Below are 11,653 nucleotides of genomic sequence, written 5' to 3' on the forward strand. Positions count from 1 at the left end.
ACCCAGCGGGGTTGGGCGCCCCGCTGCCAGGCTGCGACGGGGCTACAGGCCGCGACGGGCTAAGCCAGGCTGCGACGGGCTAAGCCAGGCCGCAGCGCCTACGCGCCCTGCGGTGCCCCAGCCGCGGCATCCTGCGAACGGTTCACCGCAGAGGTGATGGCCTTCAGCGACGCGTAGGTAATGGAGCTGGCGATGCCCACTCCCCAGTACTTCGCCCCGTTGACCTCGGCCAGGACGTAGGCGGCGGCCTCCGCGTCGTCGCCCGAGGTGCGGGCGTGCTGGCTGTACTCTTGAACCTCCACGTCGTAGCCCAGTTCCTCCAGCGCGTTGCAGTATGCACTGATCGGACCGTTGCCCCGGCCCTGCACCGTCCTGCCTTCGCCGTTGTACTCGATCTGGCCGGTGACCTTGGCCTCTTCGCCTTCGTTTTGGCCGCCGTCGACGGTCAGGGAGATCGTCTCGATCGGAGCGATACGGTCCAGGTACTCGCCGGAGAAAATGTCCCACATGGCCTTCGGGTTCACCTCGCCGCCCTCGGCATCGGTGACGGCTTGCACGACGGAAGAGAACTCCACCTGCATCGGGCGCGGCAGCTGCAGGTTGTGGTCGGTCTTCATGATGTAGGCCACGCCGCCCTTGCCGGACTGGGAGTTCACGCGGATCACGGCCTCATAGGAACGGCCCACGTCCTTCGGGTCGATCGGCAGGTACGGAACCTCCCAGGTCTCCTCCTCGAGAGCGTCCAGGCCCTTGTTAATTGCATCCTGGTGGGAGCCGGAGAACGCGGTGAACACCAGGTCGCCGCCGTAAGGGTGGCGCTCCGGCACGCGCAGCTGGTTGCAGTACTCCACGGTGCGGCGCACCTGGTCGATGTCGGAGAAGTCGATCTGCGGGTCCACGCCCTGGGTCAGCATGTTCAGACCCAGGGTGACCAGGCAGACGTTGCCGGTGCGCTCGCCGTTGCCGAACAGGCAGCCTTCGATGCGGTCGGCGCCGGCCATGTAGCCCAGCTCGGCGGCTGCCACGCCGGTGCCGCGGTCGTTGTGCGGGTGCAGCGACAGGATGATGGAGTCGCGGCGGTTCAGGTTGCGGTGCATCCACTCGATGGAGTCCGCGTACACGTTCGGGGTGATCATCTCGACGGTGGAGGGCAGGTTCAGGATGATCGGGTTCTCCGGCGTCGGGTCCATTACCTCGACGACTGCGTCGCAGACTTCCTTGGCGTAGGCGACCTCGGTGCCGGTGAAGGACTCGGGGGAGTACTCCCAGCGCCAGTTGGTGTCCGGGTAGTCCTTGGCGATGGTCTTGATCAGCTCGGCTGCGTCGGTGGCCAGCTTCTTGATGGCTTCCTTGTCCTTGCGGAACACGACCTTGCGCTGCAGCTTCGAGGTGGAGTTGTAGAAGTGGACGATGACATTCTTCGCGCCCTCACAGGCTTCGAAGGTGCGGCGGATCAGGTGCTCGCGCGCCTGGACCAGCACCTGGATGGTGACGTCGTCGGGGATCTTGTTGTTCTCGATGATCTCGCGGACGAAGTTGAAGTCGGTCTGGGAGGCCGAGGGGAAGCCGACCTCGATCTCCTTGTAGCCCATGTCGACCAGCAGCTGGAACATGCGGCGCTTACGCTCTGGGCTCATCGGGTCGATCAGTGCCTGGTTGCCGTCGCGCAGATCCACGGCGCACCACTGCGGCGCGCGGTCGATGACCTTGTCCGGCCAAGTGCGATCCGGCAGGGTGATTTCCTCTACCTCTTCGAAGAACGGCTGGTAGCGCGCGTGCGGCATGGTGGAGTTGCGCTGCTTGTTCCAGGCGGGCTGGTCTGCGGGGATCTCACCGTTCGGGGTGTTGATGCGGGCGGGTGCGGAGATGAAAGTGTCGTTGGACATGGGTGCGGGGGCTCCTGGGAAAGAAGTGGGTGTTCTTGTTTGTATTTCCCGACCGGCAACGCCAAACTCCGCGACGGGGTGCCGGTCGGTGGGTGAGCTGTTAGCCCACAATCGCTTAAACCTTTGAGCCCCGCCGCGTCACAGAAGCAGGTTGCGCGCTAGCGTTGTCATGGCTCCGACTATAGCCCGAGTATTAGCTGCGTCACAGGAAAACGAGACAAACGCGCCCCAAATCCCACATATTGGGAAATCTGTCCCTCATTGTGGGGTGTTTGTTGCTGTTTTCTTTATGGTGTCTTCTTTATGACGCCGCCGTCTCCGCCCCTGTGGCTCCAGCATTCGGTGCCGCTTCCGTGTCTGTATGGTTCGCCCCGCCTGCGGCTGAGGCCTCTTCCTCGTCGATCGACTTACGACTCAGGATCACCGTCGAGATCGTCATCACTGCAATGGCGGCCGCCATGTAGGCATACTCCCAGCCTTCGATCTGGAACTTCTCGCCCAGCACGATGTAGCCCAGCACGAATGCCACCAGCGGCTCCACCACCGTCATCGCGGGCAGGGAGTTCTTTAGCGGTCCCGCATTAAAGGAGGCCTGCTGCACCGCCGTGCCAATGGCTGCGAAGGCGATGAGTGTCCACAGTTCCCATGAAGCCAGCAGTGCGGCCGTCCCGGCATCGCTGAAAACATCCACCACGGCCTTCGAAAGCACGGCGACGTATCCCATGATCGCGCCGGTGATCGACCCCAGCACCAGCGCGCGCAGCGCCGCCGCCTGCTGCAGTGCATACACGAAGAACGCCAGCAGAATCACCGCGCCGATGCCCAGGCACACCAGCCACACGCTCAGGTCTGGCTCGCGGTGCCCGGGCGCCGGGTTGCCGCGCACAACGAGGATGGCTACTGCGGCCGTCAAAAGCCCTGCCCATGCTGTTTCGGACGCCGATATCCGCCGCCCGTCGTACTTTGCCGACAGTGGCAGTGTGAACATTAGGGAGAGTACGAGGATCGGCTGTACCACCAGCAGCGTTCCGAACGCCAGCGCCACGATCTGCAGCAGGTATCCGAACAGGGCGCTGGCCACGCCGACCCACCACGTGGGCTGCTTGATGGCATCCCAGATAGCGCCGCTGCGATTCTCGCCGGAGGCGACGGCGATGCGGTGGCGCACCACCGTCCCCCAGGCGATGGTGAGTGCGGAGCCCAAAGCGAAAACAACTGCGACAGCGTTGTTTTCGAGCATTGTGCCCCCTCACTTCTGTGTAGATTTTCTGGTCCAGTTCGCCGGGTCGGTCTCTGGGTACTTTATCGGACGCCAAGGGCTGCACCGATCATTAGTCTGCGGTGCGCGTGTTACGTATGTGACGAATGTGGTTTGCGGAAGAGGTGGCGTCATAAAGTAAAAAAGAGTTACCCGAAACCTAGCCCCAGGGAAACAGACCGAGTAGTCTAAGGACTTGTTAAGACTAGAACCGGAAGGTGGCAACAACCAGTGGCGCTCATCGTTCAGAAATACGGCGGCTCCTCGCTGGAAAGCGCGGAGAGGATCCGGCGCGTAGCCGAGCGAATCGTGGAAACAAAGAAACAGGGCAACGACGTGGTTGTCGTCTGCTCCGCCATGGGAGATACCACCGACGACCTGCTGGAACTGGCCGAGCAGGTCAACCCCGTGCCGCCCGCGCGCGAGATGGACATGCTGCTGACCGCTGGTGAGCGCATCTCCAACGCACTGGTGGCCATGGCTATCGCCTCCTTCGGCGCGGAGGCGCAGTCCTTCACCGGCTCGCAGGCAGGCGTGCTGACTACCGAGCGGCACGGCAACGCACGCATCGTGGACGTCACCCCCGGCCGCGTGCAGGAGGCTCTGGGCGAAGGCAAGATCTGCCTGGTCGCCGGATTCCAGGGCGTGAACCGCGAAACGCGGGACGTGACCACCCTCGGCCGCGGCGGCTCGGACGCCACCGCCGTAGCCCTGGCCGCCGCGCTGAACGCCGACGTGTGCGAGATCTACTCCGACGTCGACGGCGTGTACACCGCGGACCCGCGCATCGTGTCGAATGCCAAGAAGCTCGACACGATCTCTTTCGAAGAAATGCTGGAGATGGCGGCCGTCGGCGCGAAAGTGCTGATGCTGCGCAGCGTGGAGTACGCCCGCGCATTCGACGTGCCACTGCGCGTCCGTTCCTCGTACAGCACCGATATCGGCACCCTCGTCTCTGGATCAATGGAGGATATTCCCATGGAAGAAGCAGTACTCACCGGCGTGGCTCACGACCGCTCCGAGGCCAAGATCGCCGTCCTCGGCATCCCGGACTCCCCGGGGGAGGCGGCCAAGGTCTTCCGCGCCGTCGCCGATGCCGAGATCAACATCGACATGGTTGTGCAGAACATCAGCAAGATCGACAACAACCGCACCGACATTACCTTCACCTGCCCGCGTACCGACGCCACCCGCGCAATGCAGCTGCTGAAGGGCATCAAGGAGCAAAACGACTGGCAGGACATCATCTTTGACGACCACGTGGGCAAGGTCTCCCTGGTCGGCGCTGGCATGAAGTCCCACCCCGGCGTGACCGCCGACTTCTGCGAGGCCCTGCGCGACGCAGGCGTGAACATTGAACTGATCAGCACCTCCGAGATCCGCATCTCCGTGCTGATCCGCGACACGGACGTGGATAAGGCCGTGCGCGCCATCCACGACCGTTTCCAGTTGGGCGGCGACGAAGAAGCCACCGTGTACGCTGGAACGGGACGCTAAACCAGCGGCTTAAGCAGATAGAAGAGGTAGATCCCCGTATGACCACCATCGCCGTCGTCGGAGCAACCGGCCAAGTAGGTCGCGTAATGCGCGACATCCTCGTCGAGCGGAACTTCCCGGCGGACAAGGTGCGCTTCTTCGCCTCCGCACGTTCTGCAGGTAAGACGCTGGAGTTCCGCGGCGAGCAGATCGTCATCGAGGACGTCGCCGCCACCGCCACCGAGGATCTGCGTGGTATCGACATCGCGCTGTTCTCCGCAGGCGGCGGAACTTCCCGCGAGCACTCCCCGCGCTTCGCAGAGGCCGGGGCGATCGTCGTGGACAACTCCTCGGCCTTCCGCAAGGATCCGGAGGTCCCGCTCGTCGTCTCCGAGGTAAACCCGCAGGACGTCAAGAACACCCCCAAGGGCATCATCGCCAACCCAAACTGCACCACCATGGCCGCCATGCCGGTGATGGGTGCGCTGCACAAGGCGGCGGGGCTGAACCGCATGCACGTGAGCTCCTACCAGGCAGTTTCCGGCTCCGGGCTGGCTGGCGTGGACGCGCTGGTGCGCCAGGTGCTGGACAACCTGGGTGGCGCTGACGGTGGCGAAGCTGGTACCGAGAGTGGCGCCGCGGCCGACGCCCTGCGCAAGCTGGTGCACGACGGCTCCGCGCTGAAGGCAGAGGACCTGGGCCCCTACGTCGCCCCCATCGCCTTTAACGCCCTGCCGATGGCAGGCAACCTCGTCGATGATGGCTCCGAGGAGACCGACGAGGAGCAGAAGCTGCGCAACGAATCCCGCAAGATCCTGGGAATCCCAGAGCTGCGCGTGGCCGGCACCTGCGTGCGCGTGCCCGTCTTCACCGGCCACACCATGACCATCCACGCGGAGTTCGACCGGGAGATCACCCCGGATACCGCCCGCCAGCTACTGGCCGACACCCCAGGTGTGAAGGTCGTGGACGTGCCCACCCCGCTGGCCGCCACGGGAATCGACGAAAGCCTGGTCGGTCGCATCCGCCAGGATCAGACCGTCGACGGCAACCGCGGCCTAGTGCTGGTCGTCGCCGGAGATAACCTGCGCAAGGGCGCGGCGCTGAACACCATCCAGATCGCGGAGCTGCTGGTCTAGCGTTGCGCCGCGTCGCGCCGGGTAGCTCGCCCGGCCTCTAGGCCTCGCTGCCGCAGCAACCCGGGGCACACGGCTTGCCGTTGAACGTGTGGCCGAAGTCCGGCACCGTCGCCAGGTCGCCCACCACCTTCGCCGCCAGAGCTCGCGCGGCGTGCTGATCTTCGGTTAGGCCGGGGAGCGGGGCGTCATCAGCAACAACAAGATCGACCACCATCTCCGCGAAACCGGCGGTCAAACCCGGGGTAGCAACGCGCGCGAAGGGGATGCCCGCCTCTGCGGCGGCCTTGCGAGCCTCCGTGTCCAGGTCCCACTTGACCTCCATATGGTCGGTGATGAAGCCCACCGGGCACAGCACGATCGCGCGTTTGTTGCCGGCCTTCGCGCGCGCCTCGATGTGGTCGCATACGTCCGGCTCTAGCCACGGCACATGCGGGGAGCCCGACCGTGACTGCCACACGAGCTCGACGTCGAGTGCGGTGCCGACGCCAACATCAACCCCCACCTTCTCACCAGTGTGGGCGGGTCCGTCGCCACGGCCTCCAACGTTTTCGTGACGGGAAAGGCGGCCAGTCCAGGCATAGTCCGCGCCGCTGCCGGGGGTATCGGCGAAGCTGCTGGCCTGCTGGATCAGGCGGGAGGCATCCAGAACCTGCTGGGAGTACAGGTTCCCGCCGAACTTGTGCGGACCTGCTGCCTTATCCGCCACCGTCGGCACGGAGTGGGCAGTGAAGACCAGGTCGGCCTCCGCCGCGGCTTCCTCGCCATGCTCGGCACGCAGCTCTTCGCGGGCAGCATCCACTGCCTGGGCGAACTCCGCGATGAAGGTCGGGTGGGAGTGGAACTGCGGCAGTCGTTCCACCGTCGGTACATCCAGGCCGGCCTCCTCGCAGGCGGCGATGGCGCGGCGCAGGTCCTCTTGGTACTGCGAGCAACCCGAGTAGCCGCCCCAGGCGCTGGTGGCGAAGACGTAGACGTGGCGGATGCCATCGCGGGACATCTGCTGCAGTGCGTCCTCCACGTAGGGCTCCCAGTTGCGGTTGCCGAAGTACACCGGCATGTCGATGCCCCGGCGGGAAAGCTCGGCCTCAATGTTGCTGATCAGCTGCTTGTTCTGGTCGTTGATGGGGGAGCGGCCACCGAGGGCGAAGTAGTGCTCGCCCACCTTCTCCAAACGCGCGCGGGGGATGCCGCGGCCGCGCGTGACGTTTTCCAGGAAGGGGACCACGTCCTCGGACTTCTCCGGGCCGCCGAAAGATAGCAGTAGCAGGGCGGAGTCGGCGGCGATGGACGGGTTGCTGGGGCTCGTGCTCATATTCACCAGCCTAGCCCGTTGACCCCGCAGTTCTTTAAACGTGGCGGGGTCGTGGCTGTACCCGATTTAGGCCACACCGAAGCGGCGCTTGTTGTTCTTCTTTGTGACGCCACCTTTCCCACCGGCGGCCATCTCAACCAGGTCGGCACGCGCGCGGGCGACGCGGGAGCGGATCGTGCCTACGCGGACGTTTGCGATCTTCGCAGCCTCGGCGTAGGTGTAACCCAGAACCTGCGTGAGGATCAGAGCCTCGCGGCGGTCGGCCTCCAGCTGGTCGATGAGGGCGCGGGTATCTACCCACTCGGCCCAGCTCTGCCCACCGGTCGTCTCGGCGGCGGGGGTGGAGCTGGTGGCGTCCTCGATCTCCGTGGAGGAGCTGCGGGGGCGGGCCATGTCGTGGCGCACGCTATCCACCCACACGCGGTGGGCGAGGGAAAGGATCCAGGTGCGCGCGGTGGAGCGGGCGGCGAAGCGAGGCAGGGCGCTCAACACTCGCAGGTAGGTCTCCTGCGTGAGGTCGTCCGCGCGGTCGGTATCGGCCAAGTGAGCCAGCAGGCGCCACACGTCATCGTGCGTGGCGGAGATGAACTCCGTGAGGGCTCGGCGGTCGCCACTGGCGGCGCGCAGGGCGAGGTCGGTCACAGCGGCATCACGTGCCTGGCTGTCAGTTGCCTGGCTGGTCATGAAAAAAGCCTAACACGCAGGGCGCGAAATTCTGGCAAGGTGGGGTGCTAGAACCACTAGAGCCACACGGGTTCTAGTGCGGCACTAGAGGCCAGGTATCAGGCTCTGTATCAAGGCCAGGTATCAAGGAGGTACCAATGACCAACGACGACCCAATCGCCACAGCTAAGGACGTCGCCTCCCGTGGAGTGTGCCCGTACTCCGGGAATTCGACGAACGTCAACGGCTCCCCGGTCAGCACCGAGGAGCACTCCGCGACCGTGGGCGACCAAGGCCCGCTGCTGCTGTCCGACGTGCACCTGGTGGAAAAGCACGCGCACTTCAACCGCGAGCGCATTCCCGAGCGAAACGTCCACGCGAAGGGCTCCGGCGCCTTCGGCGAGCTGACCATCACCGAGGATGTGTCCAAGTACACCAAGGCGGATCTGTTCCAGCCGGGGCGCGTGACCCCGATGTTGGCCCGCTTCTCCACCGTCGCGGGCGAACAGGGCTTCCCCGATGCGGTGCGGGACGTGCGCGGATTTTCGCTGAAGTTCTACACCCAGCAGGGCAACTACGACATCGTGGGCAACAACACCCCGGTGTTCTTCCTGCGCGACGGCATTAAGTTCCCGGACTTCATCCGCTCCCAGAAGCGCCTGGCGGATTCCGGCCTGCGCTCCGCGGACATGCAGTGGGACTTTTGGACCCGCTCCCCGGAGACCGCACACCAGGTGACCTACCTGATGGGCGACCGCGGCATCCCGTGCGACTTCCGCCACATGGACGGCTTCGGCTCCCACACCTATCAGTGGATCAACGCCGCCGACGAGCGTTTCTGGGTGAAGTACCACTTCAAGACCCGCCAGGGCTGGAAGTTCTACACTGACGACGAGGCCGCTAAGGTCATTGCTTCGGGCAACTTCGATTCCTCCCGTCAGGATCTTTATGACGCCATTGAGCGCGGCGATTACCCGACGTGGGATGTGAAGGTGCAGATCATGCCGGTCGCTGAGGCGGAGGATTACCGTTGGAATCCCTTCGATCTGACGAAGACCTGGTCGCAGAAGGATTATCCGCTGATCCCGGTCGGCCACTTCACACTGAACGAGAACCCCCAGAACTTCTTCGCCCAGATCGAGCAGGCCGCCTTCGCGCCGTCGAACCTGGTGCCGGGCATTGGCCTGTCCCCGGACAAGATGCTGCTGGCCCGTTCCTTCGCCTACGCCGACACGCAGCGCTACCGACTGGGCGTGAACTTCCACCAGCTGCCTTCCAACCGTTCCGTGGTTCCGGAGAAGAACTACTACACCGCCAAGGACGGCGCGGGTAACCAGGAGTTCCCACCGGCAGGTACCCCGGTGTACTCCCCGAACCGCTTCGAGCGTGGGGAGGGCGCCAACGACGTCAACGATGGCTCCGGTGCCGTCGAACAGGGCGTGGCCGTCGGTGAATCGCAGTACGGCTTCGGCCGTGGCCAGGAATCTGCCGTGACCGCGGCGGAGGAACTTGGACTATTCGACGACCTGCACGGCACCGACCTAACCCGCGGCGCCTACGTCCGCCACCCCGAGGACGACGACTTCATCCAGGCCGGCCAGCTTGTGCGTGAGGTTCTGGATGACGCCGCCCGGGAGCGCCTGGCCAACAACATCGCGGGCGCGATGGAGGGGGTCTCTGACCAGGTCGCAGAGCAGTGCTGGACCTACTGGGGCAAGGTCGACGAGAACCTGCGCGACCGGGTGAAGGAAATCTTCACCGGCAACTAAGCCTGCGGGTTCACGTAGGCTGGGCGCCGACCGATGGTTACAAAGATCAGTTTGAAGAAAGGATTGTTCTTCACATGAGCGACGCACTGTACACAGCAAAGGCAATTTCTACCGGCGGTGGCCGCGATGGCCACGTCGCCACCGACGACCGTCAGATCGACTTGGATGTTCGCCCGCCGAAGGCACTGGGTGGCTCTGGCGAGGGCACGAACCCAGAGCAGCTGGTTTCTGCCGGCTGGGCAGCCTGCTTCAACGGTGCTCTGCAAAAGACCATCAAGGAGGCTGGTGTGGAGATGACCCAGTCCCCGGAGGTCACCGTCGAGACCGCACTGAACAAGGTTCCGGAGGGCTTCCGCCTGTCCGCGAAGATCACCGCCACCGTTTTCGGCGTTGACCAGGCCAAGGCCGACGAGCTGGTCGCGGATGCTCACGCATTCTGCCCCTACTCCAAGGCAATGCGCGGCGAGATCGACGTGGAGGCCGTCGCCACCGTCGGCTAGTCTCGATACACAGCGAAAAACGAGCCCGTCCCACCAAGTTCGTGGGGGCGGGCTCGTTTTTGTGTGCGCTGGGTGCTACTTCGGTTCCTTCGCCTTCTGTCCGCCGGACAGAGGTACCGTGTGATCCCAGTGCGTTGCGTGCAGCGCACGGCCCATCACGTAGGAGCCGGTGGCGCCGATCACCAGCAAAGCGGTGATGGCGACGATGGCGCGGATCAGCTCGCCCAGGATGAACCCTTCCGTCGACCAGGAATACACCAGGTTGGCGCTAATCAGCAGTGGAAGTCCCACGCCGATGGCTGGGCCCACCATGTTGACCTGACTGAGGGCGTCCGGAGCAAGATACATCGCGCGGGCAGAAACAAAGATAAAGACCGCCCCGAGAATGGCGAGCACACCTGCGGTAATCGCGCCGAGCCACCCGGGTTCGCTGAACTCGACCATGTCGCCAGCGGCGGCGAGGATTGTTGTGGACATTTAGCGCCTCCCTCGGGAAATGATGCGGGCGTAAGCGATCGTCGACAGCGCGCCGAAAAGCCCGGCGAACAGCGCGACCTCGTAGGTGATGGATGTGCGGTGGAAGATCGAATAGCACAGGAACAGCCCTGCCATCGCCATGAATACCATGTCGGAAAGTACGGCGCGGCGGGCGTCATTGTGAGTAGATACCGCGCGCCACAGCACCGTAAACAGCGCGATGACCACGATGGCGGCGGCGATGCCCACCAGGATGTTGAGTAGGTCCTTGGGCTCCATCTACTTGCCTTTCTTTCTCGGGGTTTTCTTCGCTCGCTTCTTGGCTCTATCCGGGTTTTCTCTCGGGTAGAGCGGATCGTACAAGGTCTCTCCAGGTTTGGTGCGCCCTTCCTGGTCGGGTTGGGACGCCCCCAGGTTGTCCCCGCGGAACGTATCAATATCGGGGGTTGCGTTAGAGATCCGGGCCTTGGCGCGTTCCGCGTTTCGGCGGGCGATCTCGTAGCGCTCCTTACGATCCATGTCGCGGACGTCGTTGGGGTTCTTTTCCTCCTCGTCGGACTGGAGGATCGCGGCGACGAACGCGGCGGCGTGCGGGGTGGAATCCACCTTCTCCACATCGAAGACAGTCTCGTCCGACGCACGACCGCCGCGGGAGCCGCGGAAACCGCGCGGGCCGGGGCGGCCCTTCTCCACCAGGTACTGCACGTCGAAGTTCAGCGGCTTGTCCTTCACCGAGGGGGCGAGGTGCTCCTCCATGTCCGCCAGGCTGGCCAGCAGCTCCTCCGGGTTCGCGCCGTACATGGCGTGGACGGCTAGGAAGCGCTGCACGTGGTTCAGCCCGTGGGTATTGAACTCCGAGCGGGCCACGGCGAAGGCGTCCTTCGAACTGCGCTCGCCCGCAGCTGCGTCGTAATCGACTTCCTTCGGGCCGGTCACGCCCAGGGAGAGCGTGCCGGGGGTCATGGTGATCGAGGCGATGAAAGCCGCGATGTCCCGCTCGCTGGTCACGCGCAGCGGGTAGTAGATCACCACCGGCGCGATGTTGCGGCCGGTGCCCAGGGTATCGATCGCCATCACGACGGATTCCTTGATGATCTGCCCGGTCAGCCACACGGCGTATCCCAGCGCGTGGCCGGTGGACTTTAGTGCCTGGACGACATTGAACCTCGCCAT

The 11,653-nt window shown here is 64.4% G+C and carries 11 protein-coding genes; 4 read left to right on the forward strand and 7 right to left on the reverse strand.

Features of this window, described 5'->3' with window-relative positions; translation table 11 throughout:
* Positions 1 to 98: 98 nt before the first annotated feature.
* Complete coding sequence (gene leuA / locus L8U58_RS03560; RefSeq protein WP_269954709.1) at positions 99 to 1,886, reverse strand: 2-isopropylmalate synthase; 1,788 nt, start codon at positions 1,884 to 1,886, stop codon at positions 99 to 101.
* Positions 1,887 to 2,187: 301 nt separating this feature from the next.
* Positions 2,188 to 3,126: a DMT family transporter gene (locus L8U58_RS03565; RefSeq protein WP_269954710.1), complete on the reverse strand. Its 939-nt coding sequence runs from the start codon at positions 3,124 to 3,126 to the stop codon at positions 2,188 to 2,190.
* Positions 3,127 to 3,375: 249 nt separating this feature from the next.
* Here L8U58_RS03565 and L8U58_RS03570 point away from each other — a divergent pair, with 249 nt between their 5' ends.
* Both L8U58_RS03570 and L8U58_RS03575 read left to right on the forward strand, forming a co-directional pair.
* Positions 3,376 to 4,641 carry an aspartate kinase gene (locus tag L8U58_RS03570; protein ID WP_043012405.1) on the forward strand — a complete coding sequence of 422 codons (1,266 nt, stop codon included), beginning with the start codon at positions 3,376 to 3,378 and terminating at the stop codon, positions 4,639 to 4,641.
* Between the two features lie 38 nt (positions 4,642 to 4,679).
* Positions 4,680 to 5,759 (forward strand): aspartate-semialdehyde dehydrogenase, encoded by a 1,080-nt coding sequence (locus L8U58_RS03575; RefSeq protein WP_034980103.1) that lies wholly within the window; start codon positions 4,680 to 4,682, stop codon positions 5,757 to 5,759.
* Positions 5,760 to 5,796: 37 nt separating this feature from the next.
* On the opposite strand, the gene L8U58_RS03580 is transcribed toward L8U58_RS03575, so the two are convergent.
* Together L8U58_RS03580 and L8U58_RS03585 are read right to left on the reverse strand one after the other, a co-directional pair.
* Positions 5,797 to 7,071: a ferrochelatase gene (locus L8U58_RS03580; protein WP_070550892.1), complete on the reverse strand. Its 1,275-nt coding sequence runs from the start codon at positions 7,069 to 7,071 to the stop codon at positions 5,797 to 5,799.
* Between the two features lie 66 nt (positions 7,072 to 7,137).
* On the reverse strand, positions 7,138 to 7,755 hold the full coding sequence (locus tag L8U58_RS03585; RefSeq protein WP_070550895.1) for an RNA polymerase sigma factor: 618 nt from the start codon (positions 7,753 to 7,755) through the stop codon (positions 7,138 to 7,140).
* 137 nt (positions 7,756 to 7,892) lie between these two features.
* Here L8U58_RS03585 and L8U58_RS03590 point away from each other — a divergent pair, with 137 nt between their 5' ends.
* Positions 7,893 to 9,503 (forward strand): catalase, encoded by a 1,611-nt coding sequence (locus L8U58_RS03590; RefSeq protein WP_070550897.1) that lies wholly within the window; start codon positions 7,893 to 7,895, stop codon positions 9,501 to 9,503.
* Between the two features lie 74 nt (positions 9,504 to 9,577).
* Entirely contained in the window at positions 9,578 to 10,003 is a 426-nt protein-coding gene (locus L8U58_RS03595; protein ID WP_034971955.1) for an organic hydroperoxide resistance protein, read from the forward strand.
* Between the two features lie 75 nt (positions 10,004 to 10,078).
* On the opposite strand, the gene L8U58_RS03600 is transcribed toward L8U58_RS03595, so the two are convergent.
* The 3 genes from L8U58_RS03600 to L8U58_RS03610 are packed head-to-tail and all read right to left on the reverse strand — an operon-like array spanning position 10,079 to position 11,653.
* Positions 10,079 to 10,480, reverse strand: coding sequence for a Na+/H+ antiporter subunit G (locus tag L8U58_RS03600; protein ID WP_034968740.1), 402 nt, complete (start codon positions 10,478 to 10,480; stop codon positions 10,079 to 10,081).
* A complete protein-coding gene (locus tag L8U58_RS03605) occupies positions 10,481 to 10,759 on the reverse strand; it encodes a monovalent cation/H+ antiporter complex subunit F (protein WP_034975626.1) in 279 nt (92 codons plus the stop codon).
* Entirely contained in the window at positions 10,760 to 11,653 is an 894-nt protein-coding gene (locus tag L8U58_RS03610; protein ID WP_269954711.1) for a Na+/H+ antiporter subunit E, read from the reverse strand.

Origin of the sequence: Corynebacterium macclintockiae (genome assembly GCF_027570165.1) — a bacterium.
Classification (GTDB): domain Bacteria; phylum Actinomycetota; class Actinomycetes; order Mycobacteriales; family Mycobacteriaceae; genus Corynebacterium; species Corynebacterium macclintockiae.